Genomic DNA, 16,985 nt, shown 5'->3' on the forward strand with positions numbered 1-16,985 from the left:
TATGTTGTCGTATTGGCATTGTGCAAAGCGCAAAGGAGGAGAATGGGAGGAAAAGGAGGAGATTTGGGAGGAGAGCAACAATTAATGATTTTTTTCATCAGACACAAAAAAACCGGCGCAGAGACCGGTTACAGGACATCATAGAAATTATTTATTCAGGAATCATCAACCAACACATACCCTCTTTCCAATCAATGACTTCACGCCAGTGATCGTGCCCCTTAAAAAGCTTGGTAATATGCGGACAATTAGACCCTATTTCTTCCAGCAGCGCCTGAATATTCCACTTGTTGTCCTTATCCAAACAGCGCTCATACATCAACTCAATGGCCATACTTTGCATGGTTCCTGAAAAACGAATAGGTTCCTTGCCCTTAACATAGAGCAGCTTTCGATTCTTGTCCCAATAAACAAGATCCTCCTCTGTTCCTCCCTGACCGTTAATAAAGCGATTCAGAGACAGGTGCCCCCGCTCATTTATCAGCTCATCGACTCGAACCAATGAAAAATCACCAGGTAACCGGACATTTTTATAGACCGGCTTTTGCTGGGTTAATATGATCCCCTCTTTCTTTTCAGGGTATCGGGCAAAAAACTCATAAACGCTGTCAAATGCACTGCCACTCAGAGACCGGCAAAGCCATACCTGTGTTTCTGTTGCATGTTTTTTATAGGAACCCAAATGCCATAATGTATCGGGCAGTGCTTCTTTCAGCTTGCCGCCAAGGTGCAATCGCTTCCTCAGCTCTGCTGGAAACCACGGCAGCTCAAAGCGATACAGCTGAATTTCTGCATCAGTCAACATGACCCAGCCACGGTCGAAATAAGCGTATTCACCGGGTGACGTCATCTCCACATCACGCCAGTCATCCGTTTCGATTTCCACAGAATCAGCAATACCATCAAGCACAAAACCGGATGCCAGCAATTTTTTTCTGTCGTAAGGGTATCTAAACACCAGCTTCAACTCTGACCATGTTCTACTGGCATGGCCTGCCTCAAAGGAGCTGATCAAAAAGTTAAAATAATCTTCATCCCACTCCATGACTTTCCTCCTGATTCGTTTTGACCAGCCCCCACTTGTCCAATAACCGATGCAGCCGTTTATCAATACCAGAAGTCGCTTTTAAATTGCAGCCTCTGGGTAAGGTGATCTCAACGATACGCGTTCTTGTACGATCCTCGGAGATCTTCATGTACCGGACAGATATCCGGGCACCCGTAATTTCATAGAGACTGCCATCAAGATAATCCTGTCGCTTATCTTCAGCCAAAAGTTCATAGATATCTTTGGTTTGATAACCTCGCCCCGGAACATTAATGCGATATATGCCACCACTTGCCCGAGATCGTAACACCAAGCCTTTTACCATAACTTGGCTGATAGCATCCTTAGGCTCACAGGCAAAAGAAGGCCGTGGCAGAGTGCGGAGCACATCTAAATCGTATGCTCGGGGTGGTATCACAAGAGGGAGGTCATTACAGGCCAGTACATACTCAGCAAATAACTGAGCTACCGTATCTCGATCCTGCTTTCTGTTAGAGATAATTTCCAACTGCCGAAGAACACCATCCCAAACCATAGTGGTTTCACGAGCAGGCTTAACTATCTTTGATTGGAGATCGTTTTGACCAACCTTACGGTCGACTTCACTGACTAATGATGGCATCCCCTCCCGATAAATAACGACCTGATAAACTGTATAAACCTTTCCAGAAGGCGCTTCATGAGGGCGCTCATACACTTCAATTAAAAACGCCTCACTGTCTTTAAAGTAATCCTTCAACTTGTGATAAAAAGCGTGATGAACCTTGCTTTTATCAAACCCTGATTTTGCACGAATCTGATATCTGGCCCACATACGCCCATGGCGATGTGCATCATGAAAGTAATGATGTTCAGCACACTTAAACGCTTGGGGTTCATTGCAAAATAACCAGGCACTGCGATCATAAGGGTTATCCAATGATCTCAGGGTCGTTAGATCCTGAGCGACAGACATTATAGTTTCCTGCCCTAACTCATTCTGACTTAATTGCAGTATCTGCTCTGAAGCTGTTCTTATTTTCTCCTGCTCGGCAATCGGTTTGTTATTTAAAAAATCCGTGATGTTGCTTACCGGCTCTTCCTTTGTTTGCCAGTTATCCGGATAGTCAATGGCAATAGTATCCAGTACAGCGTTGCGATACTTCCTTTTTGTGTTGCGGACAAACGTTGTCAAAGCAACCATTTTTATTATTCCTTCCATGCAGGATGGTTTGCATAACGCAACGACCAAGTATGAAGAAATACTTATATGTACGCAATAGCCGACAAATACAACCAATAACTGCCAATACCCCGCTATTCCCCGCAATTGCACCATAGATATAAGCACGTTATTGCATGCACAATAAAAAGCCCAAACGGTCAAAACAACAAAAACAATGAACAAAACTGACGAAATTCAAACCCTGATCGCCCTCGCCATTATGCGTTTGCGCCAACGACAGCAGCAGTCCCCAAATAAAGAGCCTGACTGACTGGATATATTCGCTATCTCCTGCCTGTATACAGACGCCCAAACAAAACGACAGAGGTAGATCATGAATAAACGATCCATTGCAGCACGGTTAGTAGCGCTTCAGCGCATGGATTCCAAAGAACTAAAAGCCCTGTGGCAGGAGCTTTATGGCAAGCCTGCACCTTTTCAGGATAACCGTATGCTATGCCAGCAGCTGGCACACCGCATACAAGAGCTGGCGTTCGGCAACCACCAGCGTGCTCAAATCGATAAACGTCTGGAACAGGCAGGCAAGCACAGTGAACATCGCAAGCCCCTGGGTAAAAAACGGCAGATCATGCCGCCGCTCGGCACTGTCATCTGCAAAGAATATAACGGTGAAAAGCATGAGGTGACGGTAACCCCTCAGGGATTGGAGTACCGGGGACAGGTTTATAGCAGCCTGACACGGATTGCCAACCTGATCACCGGCACCCAGTGGTCCGGCCCCTTATTTTTTGGCGTGAAAGGACGCAACTATGAAAAATAAAAAGAATGATGAACCCGTGATCGTGAAAAAACGCTGTGCGATTTATACCCGAAAATCATCAGAAGAAGGTCTGGAGCAGAGCTTTAATTCACTCCATGCCCAGCGGGAAGCCGCAGAGGCCTACATCCATTCACAACGTCATGAAGGTTGGGAAGTACTGACTGACCAGTATGATGACGGGGCATTTTCTGGCGGTAATACGGATCGCCCGGCGCTGAAAAGATTACTGGCTGATGTTGAAGAAGGACGAATTGATGTGGTGGTGGTTTACAAAGTCGACCGGCTCAGTCGCTCTCTGGCAGATTTTGCCCGGCTGATCGAGTTGTTTGAACAACATAATTGCTCCCTGGTTTCTGTTACTCAACAGTTCAATACCACCAGCAGCATGGGGCGGTTAACCCTGAATATTCTACTGTCATTTGCACAATTTGAACGGGAAGTCACCAGTGAGCGGATCAGGGATAAGGTGCAACTCTCCAAAGCCAAAGGGATGTGGATGGGAGGCAACCCGGCTCTGGGGTATGACATCAAAGAACGAAAACTTATCATTAACCGGGAAGAGGCCAGGATCATCAAAGCACTCTTTAAGCAGTTTGTGAAAACCCAGTCCATTATCAGCACGGTAGAATGGCTCAATAAAAAAGGCTATCGAACCAAAACCATTATTCTCAGAGACGGCTCGCTGCGCGGAAACATTCCCTTCAGTAAAGGGGCTGTCCACCGAATATTGCATAACCGACTTTATATCGGAGAGATTGGTAACCGGGGTCGGTGGTACCAGGGAGAACATAAAGCGATCATTCCTACCGAGCTTTGGCAGCAGGCACAGGATACGTTTGATGTTCATGCCAGTATTCGCTCAAGGTCTTCCTTTGCCCGAGCCAACCCTGCTTTCCTGAAAGGGCTTATCACAGGTCCGAACGGCAAAGCCCTCTCCACCAACACCACCCGCAAACGGGGCCAACAGTTCCGTTATTACGTGAGCCAAACCGCCCAACAGTATGGTGCGCAACAAAGCCCACTGCCGCCCCTGTCGGCCAGCACGCTGGAAGGCATGGTGGTAAACGACACACAAAAGCGGCTGGTCAGCCCAGAGCTTCTATTTAACGTTTGCCAGAGAGTACAGAAACAGCTTCCTGATACCACAGAAGATGAGATCCGAAGCGCCCTGAATAATCTCGGTGAGATATGGGGAGAGTTATTCGCACCAGAGAAGCGCAGACTGACTGAGCTGCTGATCGCTCGCGTCGAAGTGACACAGGAAAGTCTAACACTCTATTACCAACCCGATGGCATGCAGGCTGTTGTCAAAGAATTGCAAGGAGCATAGTCATGGCAACGATTAAACAAATCGGTGAAGAAACGGTCGAATACCTGGAAGATGAAAACCTGATCAAGGTCACCATTCCCATCAAGATTATTCGTAAAGGCGGCAGTAGTCATATTTATACGCCAGAAGGAGCCACCAGCATGGAAGCCATGCGTCCTTTGGAGAAAGCACTGATACAGGGACACCGCTGGCTGAAAATGATGATGAAGGGAAAGTTTTCTACGGTGAAAGCGCTGGCAGAAAAAGAAGGTGTCGACAAATCCCGTGTATCAAAGTGCATTCGCCTTACCGGCCTGGCACCGGATATCCAGGAAGCTATTCTGTGCAAAACGGGGACGTGGGTACTGATGCTCAGTGACTGTATGAAACCCTTCCCCTTGTCCTGGTCGGAACAACATGCACATTTTTCCAGGGTGGCTCTTATCTCTCCACACAGCAAAGAGAATGAGAGAAAGAGAGCCTGAGAGAAGCCAAGAGAGAGTAAGACAGAGAGAGAAAGAAAGAGAGTGGAGAAACTTACAAAAAAGTTCGCAGGGAGTTGTATCCGCCTACCACTCTGTCGCACTCAATCGAAGTAAAAAATAGACGACAATAAAAATCATTACTCTGTTGTTTTAAAACGATTTTTCAAAGTGGAGGAAGTGAAAATGAAAATCCGCCAGGCAGAGAGAGAAAAGAGGTGAAAACCGCAAAAATGGGAAAAATTCGGACGTGTAACGGTTTTTCCCATACCCCGCACAATAGCAAAACACCCCGTAAATACAGGGTTATAACGAAAAAAGCCCACGAAATGGTTCACTTCGTAGGCTTTAAATAGTGGCGGACCGGACGGGACTCGAACCCGCGACCTCCGGCGTGACAGGCCGGCATTCTAACCAACTGAACTACCGGTCCGCTACATTCTTGCTGCTCTTTCGAGCTAATGTGGTGGGTGATGACGGGATCGAACCGCCGACATTCTGCGTGTAAAGCAGACGCTCTCCCAGCTGAGCTAATCACCCTTACTCAATCATTTTGATGAAGTCACGCATCATCAGTAATAAGTGGCGGACCGGACGGGACTCGAACCCGCGACCTCCGGCGTGACAGGCCGGCATTCTAACCAACTGAACTACCGGTCCGCTACAAACTTGTTGCTCTTTCGAGCTAATGTGGTGGGTGATGACGGGATCGAACCGCCGACATTCTGCGTGTAAAGCAGACGCTCTCCCAGCTGAGCTAATCACCCTTACTCAATCGTTTTGATGAAGCCACGCATCATCAATAATAAGTGGCGGACCGGACGGGACTCGAACCCGCGACCTCCGGCGTGACAGGCCGGCATTCTAACCAACTGAACTACCGGTCCGCTACAATTTTTATTGCCCTTACCGAGCAAAATATGGTGGGTGATGACGGGATCGAACCGCCGACATTCTGCGTGTAAAGCAGACGCTCTCCCAGCTGAGCTAATCACCCTTACTCAATCGCTTTGATGAAGCCACGCATCATCAATAATAAGTGGCGGACCGGACGGGACTCGAACCCGCGACCTCCGGCGTGACAGGCCGGCATTCTAACCAACTGAACTACCGGTCCGCTACAAACTTGTTGCTCTACCGAGCTAATATGGTGGGTGATGACGGGATCGAACCGCCGACATTCTGCGTGTAAAGCAGACGCTCTCCCAGCTGAGCTAATCACCCTGAAGCGGTGCTGAACTATACCCGAAGGTATTTTTTATTCAACCCCAAAATCTCTAAAACCTTTAAAGATTTAAAATAAGTGGCGGACCGGACGGGACTCGAACCCGCGACCTCCGGCGTGACAGGCCGGCATTCTAACCAACTGAACTACCGGTCCGCTACAAACTTGTTGCTCTTTCGAGCTAATGTGGTGGGTGATGACGGGATCGAACCGCCGACATTCTGCGTGTAAAGCAGACGCTCTCCCAGCTGAGCTAATCACCCAAAGTGGCCGCTGTGTCTCTCAACGACGCGGCGCATTATAAGCATCAAAACCTTCTACTGGCAAATTTTTTTAGTCGGTTATTTTATAAACCCTTTTTTGGCGCCTGAAGATAGAAGCACGAAAATAACGACAGAGTGCTACCATAGGCTATCGTAACGATAATTCAGGAATAACCATGTGGTTTAAAAATCTGATTTTTTACCGCTTTACCCAACCGTTCACCCTCAATCAGGAAGCGCTGGAAGAAAAGCTTAAGGAAAAGCGTTATCAAAGTTGTGGCAGTCAGGATATGAGCACGTATGGCTGGGTACCACCACTGGGGCGCCATGGCGACTTGCTGACCCACTGCACCGGCTCCTTTATTATGGTGACAGCCCATAAGGAAGAGAAGATTCTCCCTGCCAGCGTCATTCGGGATACCCTTGAAGAAAAAGTTGAAGTCATTGAGCAAGAACAGGATCGCCAGGTTTTCAGCAAAGAAAAGAAAGCCCTGAAAGATGATGTCATTATGGAGCTGTTGCCCAAGGCCTTCTCTCGCCATCAGGACACCTTTGCCTACATTGACCCTGTGGGAGGCTGGATGGTTGTTGATGCCTCTTCTTTTAAAAAGGCTGAAGAATTAACCAGCTGCCTGCGGGAAAGCCTGGGTAGCCTGCCAATAATCAACGTACCCTTAAAAAACCATCCTTCCCAGTGCATGACCCAATGGCTGGAACAAAAGGTTGAAGTACCCTCCCCTTTTAGTCTCGGCGATGAATGCGAACTGCGGGAACCCGGTGATGAAGGAGGACAAATAAAGGCCAGTAAACAGGAACTGATTTCAGAAGAAATTGGCGTTCACCTGGAAGCGGGCAAACAGGCTAGTAAGCTGGCACTGTGCTGGGACGATGCACTGACTTTCGTTCTGGGTGATGACCTGGTTATCCGCAAGCTGAAATTCACTGAAGTGGTACAAGAGCAGTTAGATCAGGTTGAAGCTGAAACGGCAGCAGAGCAGTTTGATGCTGATTTTTCTGTGATGAGCCTGATGTTGCAAAAATTACTTACTAATCTGATTGAAGCACTGGGTGGAGAAAATACCGACATCAGCACAGAGGAATATATTGAGAAAAAAGTACTCAGTGTCAGCAAGCAGTTTGAGCCAGCCTAATAAACAGCTCTACTCGTTCTCAGGGTCCTGAGGGTATCGCGAAAGCCTGAGTTCTCTCCGTCGTCATCCCGCACAGGGATTGTACGGGATCCATATCACAGGGAGGTGAATCTCTCAGCCCGCATGATACGTGCGGTTAGACTGCCTTCCATCGCAGATGGATCCTGTACAATCCCTGTACAGGATGACGGCATTGAGTCTATTTCAGACTTCCGCGACACCCTCGGAACGCCGGGAACGAGGAGAATCATGTTTCCATGACCGGATTAAAGCGTAATTCAAAAGTGGCGTTTACTCAGAATATTTACAGGCTCCGGCCTGCAACAAGATGCTTGCAGGCTCTCATAGCCTCCACAAATCACGCATCGAACCCAATATCTTTAGCTTTTACATTCAGCTGAAAAGGTTGCCACTCTCCTCCTGAAAATTTAATTCGTGCTTTGACGGCTATCTCTTCAGGTGCATAAACAATGTTCTCTTCCCGGTATATTTTTCCATCCAACATTAGGTCTGTTGCTTTTTTCATTCCTCTTTTAATACCTCTCTCATACCAATCCAACGCCTTAGTTTTCATGGCATCAGACATATCCTCAACAATTTCCAAGAAATCGTCGCTTGGATTAGCAGTATGCCTGGGTTCAAGCTTGGCTGCCTCTGCAATTTTGTTGGTTGCCTTACGATAGGTAGCACTAGCAGCAGCTATGGGCGAATTTGACATTTTTTGACTCCTAAACTCCAGCCAATCCAAAAACCAAGTATTCGTAACTTGCTATCCGTTTAGCCCTTTCTAAAGCGCGCTTTGCCAAGATCCAACAACCCGTTCAACCTCAACAGCGCGCTTTAGGATTAGTGCAGCAAGCTAAACAGCTTACCCCGGTAGCGTTTAGCCAGCGGATGGCCCGCTCCCAGCTGGTCAAACACCTTGAGCATTAACAGACGGGCGCCGTCTTCACGAAAGCCTCTATCCCGGCGGACGATCAACAGCAGGTTTTCCAGCGCTTGCTCACTATTATCTGCAATCACTTCACGGATAGCTAACTGGTAACGGGCTTCATGGTCATTTTCATCCTTGGACAGGCTTGCTTCCAGCTCTGGCTTTAACGGTGCATCAGCCACCATCTCATAAAACATCAGCTTGGCTTTTGGCTGGGCAATCCCCTGTGCATCATCTGGTAGGGCTGAAATAATTTGGCGAGCCTGGTCAACCTGTCCCAATTCAAGCAGCAAATTAACTTGAATCACCTGCAAGTCATGATTATCCGGCTCTTCCTGCAAAATTTGCTGTACCAGCGTCAAGGCCTGATCCATCTGCCCCGCAGCAATCAACTCATCAATTTGCAATTTGATTCTTTCCACAGGACTCAGTGTCAGTGGATCCAGAACAGCCCTTAGCTGAGCTTCTGTCTGAAGCCCTGACAACACCTCCACCGGCCGCCCCTGATGAAAAATAATCAGCGTCGGGATACTTCGCACACCCAGCTGGGCCATCAATTGCTGAGCCAGCATTTGCTGCCCTTCCGCATCCAGCTTAGCCAGCAAGAACTTTCCCTGATACGCCTGAACCAGGTTTTCCAGAATAGGTAACTGTGCCTTACAGGGTTCACACCATTCCGCCCAAATATCCAGCAACACCGGTTTTTCTGTAGATTGCTGAAGAATATCCCGAATATTGCTTTCCGTGACCTCTATCACATTGAGCTGCTCATTCATCATTGTTTTCCACACTGTCAGAACCTGAGGCCACTTTAATATAAATAGTTAAGTCACTGCACCCCTATTGAAGGGCTTTTAATCCGGACTCAATGGTTGCTGCGCGGAACAATCTATTCCCGATCCGGCTTGCTGGGGGTTTATTGTGCAAAAAGACGATACACACCCGGATAGACAGGTACGAACATGGCTAAAAAAACACGTTCCGGGATGGCGATAAAACCCCTGTTTTTTCAGACCGATATGCTCCTGAGTACACCGCTAAAAAAACATCCAGAATGTTACCCACAAAACTTGTGGATAACATTGTGGAATTCTTTAGAACACCTTTCAGAAAGACTGATGAATACTGAACACTCATCAAATTGATCATTTTTTGATCAATTTTTTCCTTTTGATATCAATAGCTTAGAAAGTATGCACAGAGGATCTGCCATGAGAAAAAAACCAAAAAATAATGTTACAAACTCTTGACATTTGTGCATAAACACAAAACACAGATTCAAAAAAATATTAGTCAATCAAACCGTAATCATCCCGAAGCACCTGGATAATTTCAGCCTTGGGATTAGCAGAAAGATGCAGTTTTTGTCCCGTGATTTTTTCGGCAATATCCAGATAAATATTGGATATTTCCATCAGGACCCGCTCAGGCAATACATTATTCTTTGCCAGCGCCAGACGTTCATCCATTCGCTGTTTATTGAGCAACACATCAGGGTCAGGAAAATGATTAAGCAATAGCTGCCGGAAGGCCTCCTTGGAGTTTTCTACCACGCGCCCCTTTCGATAGGAGGGGCCATCCCAAATACGGGACGAATCCGGTGTTCCCACCTCATCCATATAGATCAGTTTTTCCTGACCGTTCTGGTCAGTGACGTAGCCAAATTCAAACTTGGTATCCACAAAAATCTGATCAAGCCTGGATAGCGAGCGGCTAATAAGATTAAAGCCTTCTTTTAAAAGCTTTTCATAGAGATCAATATCATCGGGCGAGCGAAAATTAAAGGCCGCATAGTTATTTTCAATGTCTTTTCGGGTGATATTGACGTCGTCCACTTCAGGGACACCGGGGATTCCAGTCAGAATTCCCTTGGTTGAGGGGGTAATCAGTAACTCAGGGAGTTGTTGGTCCTTTTCCAGTCCATCAGGAAGAGGTATCCCGCAACATTCACGTTCGCCCTTGGCGTAAGCACGCCACATGGAACCTGTAATATATTGGCGGCAAATGGCCTCGATCATTACCGGCCTGGCTTTCTGAACAATCCAGACAAAAGGATGGGGAATATCCAGGATATGGCTGTCAGCCAGCCCCTGATCACGAAACAACTTAAACCAGTGGTTAGAGACTGCATTCAGTGCCGCCCCTTTCCCCGGCACCCCGTTCATTCCCCCTTCACCGCGCCAGATACAGTCAAAGGCAGAGATTCTGTCACTGATCACCATAATGGCCAATGGCGCATCATCGGCAACAGGGTAACCCCTCTCTTTAATCAAGCGGTGACTATCCGCTTCCGTAAGCCAATAGACCGAGCGGACTTTGCCACTATGAACCGGTCGATCAGTACGAATTGGCAAATCGTTGTTTACTGCCAAAACCTTATCAGCAAGACTCATGACCCACTGTCCTTACGTGTTAATCGAGATACGGAACACTCGATCGCGAATTCTAACAGATCCTGAAAGGCCTGCCACACTTAACGGACGATGGGATAAAAATAATAGCTGGGGATTCAGGGGGCATGGCAATGGTTGCTTACCACACCCCATAATCATTTCGGCTTATTATTTCAGGTTCTTTCTAATAAGCTCCAGAAGCTTCTGGCTTTCCTCTTTTCCGGCAGAGGTCGAGGAGTCTTTTTCAACGGATACCTGTACCATATCAGGGAACTGACTGACACGAAGATGCAGGTTCTCCCCTTTGGCTTCAGGCTCTTTTTTGTCGCTGCCAAACAGCCTTGAGAAGAAACCCTTTTCTTTTTCAGGTGCTGTTATTTTCTTGGGGTCAAGTGGCAAATAATATATACCCGCTGAACGGTTTCTATCACTGACGGGTATCCCGGCCTTAGACAGAGCATCACCAATAGCTGCCCAGCTCTGGGCATAGGAAAGCCCTCTTATGGCCAGCAGCGGATTACCGTTGCCATCCTGGCTTAACTCGGTATTGCCTTTGATATCAAGCTCCTGGGCAAGATAAGACACAGAACCTTCATCGGATTTGGCCAAGAAAACCAGCATATCTGCAGACAGTGCCTGAATCACCCGGAGGCTTCTATCCCCCAGATTATTCCAGACTGCCGGCTCAGGGGCTTTCCCGGAACCTGATGGCGGGCGGCCTTTATGCTGAATATGGATTTCGGATGTCCCTTCCCTGGTGCCACGAATCACTTCAATACGGAACCTGTCCTCTATGGGGTCCAGGTCCTTGACTCCAACCCACTTCCCTACCGTTCTTAGTACCAGGCCATGTTCACTGTCTTTACCGAGATTAATCCAGCCGGTTTCCAGCACACCTTTTTTGGCATCCGCCCTGGTCACCGGTAGCTCCGCCTCTCCCACAAAGGCTTCCACCCGCGGCCATATTTCACTGGGATTTCTGGCAGCAAGCAACCAGGAGCGATCCCCGTCACGCTCTATACTGTATGTTTCGCCATCGCCCCTGGTTAATCGCTGGGCAGGCCTTGGTACCTCATAGTCTTCGGATAGCTTGACATGTTCATTTTCAATAGGGGGAATCACCAGGACACTGCCCAGGGACTTTGCATTCATTCCTTCCGGAACCTTAGCAGGCCCCGCTGTTTCAGCCTTGGTATAGTCCCCGGATTTATCCCGCAAATACCCTTGCTTACCAAAAGGGTTGGAACAACCTGCCAGCGCAACAGCACAAGCGATCAATGGCAAGCTTTTCAGCATAACTCTCATTTTTTACTAAGCTCCTTGCCCTGTTATATCAAAGCAGATCTAACTGAGCCAAAACCTGGCGAATAACGGGTTGATGGTTCTCTGCAAGCGGCGTTAAAGGCAGGCGAATCCCGCCTTTGATTAACCCCATCTGCTGCAAGGCCCATTTGACGGGAATCGGGTTGGACTCCACAAAGAGTTTTTTATGGAGACCTTGCAGTTGACCATTAATCGCCTCAGCGTCTTCCCGCTGGCCTTGCAGAGCGGCAATACATAGCCTGTGCATAAGTTTTGGAACCACATTATTGGTGACCGAGATCACCCCGTTAGCTCCCCTGAGCATTAACTCCATTCCTGTAGAATCATCACCGGAATAGATAGCAAAGTCACGACCGCATAATTCGCGTATCTCTGCGCCTCTTTCAATGATCCCCGTGGCTTCCTTGATCCCGACAATATTATCCAATATGGATAATCTCGCCACCGTCTCCGGCAGAAGATCAACGGCAGTCCTCCCCGGTACGTTATACAGAATTTGAGGTATCGCCACCGATTCAGCAACGGTCTTATAGTGGCGATAAAGCCCCTCTTGTGTTGGTTTATTGTAATAAGGAGTTACCAACAGACAGGCATCAGCACCCAGTGCCTTGGCTTCAGCTGTCAGGTGAACCGCCTGCTGGGTGGCATTGGCCCCGGTACCCGCAATAACCGGCAAGCGACCTGCAACCTGATCTATAACACGCCTGAGGACTTCGCAGTGTTCCTGGACTGTGAGTGTCGCGGACTCGCCGGTAGTCCCTGCAATAACAAGCCCGTCAGAGCCTTCCCTGATATGGTATTCCACAAGATTGTGTAGGCACGTCCAGTCCAGCTCCCCATTCTCATGCATAGGGGTGACAAGTGCTACAAGGCTACCGGTTATCATCAATTCACTCCTGTGAGCTTAAATCATTGTAATGTTACCGATGGAAAAAAGCCTTCACAAGTAACCTGACCACACTAGGGGCTGTTGAGGCAACCAATGAAAACTGTAAAGATATTAGCACTTATATGCTTGCAACAGGTTTGTCCGGACTTGGATTCCTGACGTAAACTAGGACAATCAGACATAGGCCTAATTGAATTTTCTTTCCAAAGGCTATTTATGTTTTCTTGTTACCTATCTCCAGAGACAATAAACTGAAGGACTGACAATGAGTATTGCACTAGGCCAGCAGGTCACGGACTTTACCGCAAAAGCGACTGGCGACCAGGATATTAAACTTTCAGCCCTGAATGGTACCAAAGTAGTTCTTTTCTTTTACCCTAAAGATAACACTCCCGGATGTACCAGTGAGGTGCAGGCCTTTCGAGACCATTATCAATCTTTCAGAGAAGCTGACACAATAATCTTTGGCATATCAAGAGATAGCCTGAAGTCCCATGACAACTTCCAGCAGAAACATCAGCTACCCTTTGAACTGATTTCAGATCCCGATGAAACCCTGTGCAACCTGTTTGATGTCATTAAACTCAAAAAATTATACGGCAAAGAGTACATGGGGATTGAGCGCAGTACCTTCCTCATTGACCGCAAAGGCATATTGCAGCACGAATGGAGAAAAGTGCGAATCAAGCATCATGTTGAAGACGTACTTCAGGCTGCTCAGGCTATTGAATAGGGAATAGGGAATAGGGAATAGGGAATGGTGAATGGTGAATGGTGAGCAGCCTACAATACGTCTTAGCACTAACCATTCCCTATTTCCCCATTCACTATTCCCCACTAATAACGACTAGACTCCCACATCCTGCACCTTAGGCCAGGCATTCATAACCGCTTTCAGCAGTGTTGCCAAAGGAATGGCAAAGAACACTCCCCAGAATCCCCAAAGGCCGCCAAAGACCAGAACAGCAATAATAATGGCAACAGGGTGAAGGTTAACGGTTTCCGAAAATAATAATGGCACCAGCACATTGCCATCCAGGGCCTGAATCACGCCGTAGACAATCATTAATATCAGGAACTCATTACCAAAACCCCATTGAAAAAAGCCAATGATAGTCACAGGCAGAGTGACCACTGCCGCCCCAATATAGGGAATCACCACTGACAGGCCCACCATCAGGGCCAGCAAGGCAGAATAATTCAACCCTAAAATAACAAAAGCAATAAAACTGACAACCCCGACAATAACAATCTCTATGGCCTTACCACGAATATAATTGGCAATCTGGTCATTCATTTCATCGGCAACCTGATTGATCAGGCGGCGCCTTGCTGGCAAAAGCCCACCAATCCAGGCTAGCAGGGGTTCCTTATCCTTAAGGAAAAAGAAAATAAGAATGGGAACCAGAATCAAATAAATGAGTATACCAAGGGCACCCGGCAGCTTTGACAGTGAAAAAGAAAGAGCCCACTGCCCCATACCAGCCAGTCTACTACTGATGGCGTCGGCAATAAGCACCGCCTGTCTCTCTGAGACAAACCCCGGGTATAGCTCAGGCAGGCTTTTAAACAGTTTTTGTCCCACATGTACCATTCTTGGCACTTCATTAAGTAAATGGGTAACCTGCTCCCAAATTAATGGAACCAGCACCAGAACAAACATGAGGAGAACAGCAACAAACGCAGCAAAAACCAGATTGACAGAAAGCAGGTGAGGCACTCCCTTTGCCTCCATGCAGTTAATCACCCCCTGCATAAGAAACGCAAGTACCAATGCAGCAAATACCGGTGCCAGCATATACCCCATGGTCAGCACCACAAGAAAGCCAAACACCAGTAACACTAATAATACCAGCGCTTCATAATCAGATAAGTAACGTTGAAACCAATCTTTTATAATCTCAAGCATTCACCCACCCACTATTTATGCCGTAACACATGGATAAAAACACCGCCAACCGTCTCGCTTGAGACCAGTGTATGCCCCACAATACGGGCATAACTGGCAAAATCCCTGACAGAACCCGGATCCGTTGTCTGCACTCTAATTACCTGTCCGGAACTCATCTGGCTCATGGTTTGCTTGGTTTTCAACAAAGGTAACGGACAATTCATCCCTTTAAGATCCAACTCCAGATCCGCTTCAATCATGTGACGGATAAACTCCCGTTTTATTTTACAAAATTCATTTCGACAAGACACCTAATAACAGAACCCTGTGGTGTAAAAGCAAGAGACCGGTTACTATCTTAAAAGTATTATCAATAGGTACACTGTTTAGGGACTGTTGAGCTCATGATAAAACCTCAACAACCCCTAAGAGCAACCCTGCATACTTTTTTACACCTGTTTATTTTCAGGCCTGACAAAATATAAGCCAATCCGTGATAAACAGATAACAGTCTCAGATTGAGCCTTGCAACCTTTACCGCTAGAGTGTACCGCAGATCACACAAAGATGGATAACCTATGAAACCACCGGGTTTTTTTCCGGCTATTTTTCTGAGCTTCTGGATAGCTGTATTTCCTGTCCACGCCAGCAAGACCTCCATTGATCTACCCAGCCTGGGAGACGCCACTTCTGGCATCATATCACCACAGCAGGAATATGAGCTTGGCCGCACTTACCTTAAAGTCATTCGCAGCCAAACCCCAACAGTCAGTGACCCTGAACTAAAAGACTATCTGGAGCGCCTGATATCCCGACTGGCTGCCTCCAGTGAAATCATTGATCACAGGCTGATCACCCTGGTTATAGACAATACCACCATCAATGCTTTCGCGGCACCCGGTGGCATCGTTGGTGTCAATACAGGACTTTTTCTCAATGCCGATACCGAAGCCCAGTTTGCCGCGGTACTGGCCCACGAATTAGCCCACTTAAGCCAGCGCCATTATGCCCGTAACGTGGAAGAAGCCAGAAACAAAAGTTTGCCAACGGCGGCCGCCATTCTTGCCTCTGTTCTTATCATGGCGGCAGGTGGTGCAGATGCCGGAGCGGCTGCTCTGACAAGTACGGTGGCAGGCCTGCAAAGCTCACGTCTGAAATTCAGCCGTCAATATGAGCGTGAAGCCGATAATATGGGTATACAGACCCTGGCGAGGGCTGGATTTGACCCCCATGCCATGCCGGAAATTTTTGAACAAATGAACAAGTCAAGTCGCTATGGCAGCCGTCCTCCCGAGTTCCTGTCCACTCACCCGGTTACAGAAAACCGGATTGCTGACTCCAGGGCCCGGGCAGACCAGTTTCAATCCGGCGGTTCAAAAGGGGGTATCGACTTCCAATTAATGAAAATGCGCACACTGGCCCTGAGCGCTAAAAATCCCCATGAGTTGATAAAACAACTTAGCAGGGAGCTGGAAACCGGCCACACCGGAGCCCCCAATATCAGCCGCTACGGCCTGGCACTAACAGCCATTCAAACCCGGGACTTTACCACGGCAGCCAAACAGCTGGATAGGCTTCTAAAAACAGCGCCCGATAATCTCCACTACATTCTGGCCAGGGCCAACCTGGATGCGAACTCCGGAAATGCCACCACAGCCCTTAAGACCATCGACAAGGCACTGGAGATTCATCTTGACTACTATCCCCTACTGGCCACTAAAGCAAAGATCCTGACCCAAACAGCCGCACATATGAAAAAGGAAGATCCCTTAACCAGGCAATATCAACAGGACGCCCGCACCATTTTATTAAAGCTCAGTCAAATGCGCCCGGAAGACCCTGATATTTGGTATGAACTGGCTGAGGCCCAGGGACAGGCACAGGATATTCTTGGACTACACCAGGCCAGGGCAGAATATTTCTTCCTGACGGGTAATCTGGATGATGCCATCAGGCATATTGAATACGCTAAAAAACTGGCTGGAGATCGCTATGCCATAAAGGCAAAGCTCGATAAAAAGCTGGCTGATATGTACGAGTATCGTCGCAAGGTTATTAAGTAATACTTTTATAACGGGAATGGTTACACTGC

At 47.7% G+C, this 16,985-nt stretch carries 15 protein-coding genes and 10 tRNA genes; 6 read left to right on the forward strand and 19 right to left on the reverse strand.

From position 1 onward, the window contains the following. Positions 1–151: 151 nt before the first annotated feature. Together MJ595_RS21365 and MJ595_RS21370 are read right to left on the reverse strand one after the other, a co-directional pair. Positions 152–1,045, reverse strand: coding sequence for a hypothetical protein (locus MJ595_RS21365; protein WP_263080157.1), 894 nt, complete (start codon positions 1,043–1,045; stop codon positions 152–154). After that, positions 1,032–2,231, reverse strand: a complete 1,200-nt coding sequence (locus MJ595_RS21370; protein ID WP_263080158.1) for a hypothetical protein — start codon at positions 2,229–2,231, stop codon at positions 1,032–1,034. Before MJ595_RS21370 ends, MJ595_RS21365 begins: the two co-directional genes overlap by 14 nt. 355 nt (positions 2,232–2,586) lie before the next feature. On the opposite strand from MJ595_RS21370, the gene MJ595_RS21375 reads away from it, so the two are divergent. The 3 genes from MJ595_RS21375 to MJ595_RS21385 are packed head-to-tail and all read left to right on the forward strand — an operon-like array spanning position 2,587 to position 4,827. Continuing rightward, positions 2,587–3,033: a DUF2924 domain-containing protein gene (locus tag MJ595_RS21375; RefSeq protein WP_263080159.1), complete on the forward strand. Its 447-nt coding sequence runs from the start codon at positions 2,587–2,589 to the stop codon at positions 3,031–3,033. Then, positions 3,023–4,363, forward strand: a complete 1,341-nt coding sequence (locus MJ595_RS21380; RefSeq protein ID WP_263080160.1) for a recombinase family protein — start codon at positions 3,023–3,025, stop codon at positions 4,361–4,363. The genes MJ595_RS21375 and MJ595_RS21380 overlap by 11 nt, the downstream gene beginning before the upstream one ends. 2 nt (positions 4,364–4,365) lie before the next feature. Beyond that, positions 4,366–4,827, forward strand: a complete 462-nt coding sequence (locus tag MJ595_RS21385) for a hypothetical protein (RefSeq protein WP_263080161.1) — start codon at positions 4,366–4,368, stop codon at positions 4,825–4,827. 353 nt (positions 4,828–5,180) lie between these two features. On the opposite strand, the gene MJ595_RS21390 is transcribed toward MJ595_RS21385, so the two are convergent. From MJ595_RS21390 to MJ595_RS21435, 10 genes are all read right to left on the reverse strand, one after another. After that, positions 5,181–5,257: transfer RNA gene (locus MJ595_RS21390), tRNA-Asp, on the reverse strand. 31 nt (positions 5,258–5,288) lie between these two features. After that, positions 5,289–5,364: transfer RNA gene (locus tag MJ595_RS21395), tRNA-Val, on the reverse strand. 43 nt (positions 5,365–5,407) lie between these two features. Continuing rightward, positions 5,408–5,484 (reverse strand) — tRNA-Asp (locus MJ595_RS21400). A gap of 31 nt (positions 5,485–5,515) precedes the next feature. Continuing rightward, positions 5,516–5,591 (reverse strand) — tRNA-Val (locus MJ595_RS21405). Between the two features lie 43 nt (positions 5,592–5,634). Beyond that, positions 5,635–5,711, reverse strand: a tRNA-Asp gene (locus MJ595_RS21410). A gap of 34 nt (positions 5,712–5,745) precedes the next feature. Beyond that, positions 5,746–5,821, reverse strand: a tRNA-Val gene (locus MJ595_RS21415). A gap of 43 nt (positions 5,822–5,864) precedes the next feature. Continuing rightward, positions 5,865–5,941 (reverse strand) — tRNA-Asp (locus MJ595_RS21420). Positions 5,942–5,972: 31 nt separating this feature from the next. Next, positions 5,973–6,048, reverse strand: a tRNA-Val gene (locus MJ595_RS21425). Between the two features lie 80 nt (positions 6,049–6,128). After that, positions 6,129–6,205 (reverse strand) — tRNA-Asp (locus MJ595_RS21430). 31 nt (positions 6,206–6,236) lie between these two features. Beyond that, a tRNA-Val gene (locus tag MJ595_RS21435) sits at positions 6,237–6,312 on the reverse strand. Between the two features lie 176 nt (positions 6,313–6,488). Here MJ595_RS21435 and rdgC point away from each other — a divergent pair. Further along, positions 6,489–7,463 (forward strand): recombination-associated protein RdgC, encoded by a 975-nt coding sequence (gene rdgC / locus MJ595_RS21440; RefSeq protein ID WP_263080162.1) that lies wholly within the window; start codon positions 6,489–6,491, stop codon positions 7,461–7,463. 358 nt (positions 7,464–7,821) lie between these two features. Here the strand turns inward: rdgC and MJ595_RS21445 are convergent, their stop codons facing one another. The 5 genes from MJ595_RS21445 to dapA form a co-directional block, all read right to left on the reverse strand. Further along, positions 7,822–8,181 carry a hypothetical protein gene (locus MJ595_RS21445; protein ID WP_263080163.1) on the reverse strand — a complete coding sequence of 120 codons (360 nt, stop codon included), beginning with the start codon at positions 8,179–8,181 and terminating at the stop codon, positions 7,822–7,824. A 128-nt stretch (positions 8,182–8,309) separates the two neighbouring features. Next, positions 8,310–9,176, reverse strand: a complete 867-nt coding sequence (locus tag MJ595_RS21450) for a tetratricopeptide repeat protein (protein ID WP_263080164.1) — start codon at positions 9,174–9,176, stop codon at positions 8,310–8,312. A 510-nt stretch (positions 9,177–9,686) separates the two neighbouring features. Next, a complete protein-coding gene (locus MJ595_RS21455) occupies positions 9,687–10,790 on the reverse strand; it encodes a phosphoribosylaminoimidazolesuccinocarboxamide synthase (protein WP_263080165.1) in 1,104 nt (367 codons plus the stop codon). Positions 10,791–10,958: 168 nt separating this feature from the next. Beyond that, positions 10,959–12,095 (reverse strand): outer membrane protein assembly factor BamC, encoded by a 1,137-nt coding sequence (bamC, locus tag MJ595_RS21460; RefSeq protein WP_263080166.1) that lies wholly within the window; start codon positions 12,093–12,095, stop codon positions 10,959–10,961. 28 nt (positions 12,096–12,123) lie between these two features. Beyond that, positions 12,124–12,999 (reverse strand): 4-hydroxy-tetrahydrodipicolinate synthase, encoded by an 876-nt coding sequence (dapA, locus tag MJ595_RS21465; protein ID WP_263080167.1) that lies wholly within the window; start codon positions 12,997–12,999, stop codon positions 12,124–12,126. Between the two features lie 268 nt (positions 13,000–13,267). On the opposite strand from dapA, the gene MJ595_RS21470 reads away from it, so the two are divergent. Continuing rightward, positions 13,268–13,735: a peroxiredoxin gene (locus tag MJ595_RS21470; RefSeq protein ID WP_263080168.1), complete on the forward strand. Its 468-nt coding sequence runs from the start codon at positions 13,268–13,270 to the stop codon at positions 13,733–13,735. Between the two features lie 114 nt (positions 13,736–13,849). On the opposite strand, the gene MJ595_RS21475 is transcribed toward MJ595_RS21470, so the two are convergent. Further along, positions 13,850–14,911: an AI-2E family transporter gene (locus tag MJ595_RS21475; RefSeq protein WP_263080169.1), complete on the reverse strand. Its 1,062-nt coding sequence runs from the start codon at positions 14,909–14,911 to the stop codon at positions 13,850–13,852. A gap of 11 nt (positions 14,912–14,922) precedes the next feature. Continuing rightward, positions 14,923–15,153, reverse strand: a complete 231-nt coding sequence (locus MJ595_RS21480; RefSeq protein ID WP_263080170.1) for a sulfurtransferase TusA family protein — start codon at positions 15,151–15,153, stop codon at positions 14,923–14,925. Between the two features lie 318 nt (positions 15,154–15,471). Between MJ595_RS21480 and MJ595_RS21485 the strand changes: the two genes are divergently transcribed. Then, positions 15,472–16,956 (forward strand): M48 family metalloprotease, encoded by a 1,485-nt coding sequence (locus tag MJ595_RS21485; protein ID WP_263080171.1) that lies wholly within the window; start codon positions 15,472–15,474, stop codon positions 16,954–16,956. Positions 16,957–16,985: the final 29 nt, after the last annotated feature.

The sequence above is a fragment of the Endozoicomonas sp. Mp262 genome, assembly GCF_025643335.1.
Taxonomy (GTDB): Bacteria; Pseudomonadota; Gammaproteobacteria; order Pseudomonadales; family Endozoicomonadaceae; genus Endonucleibacter.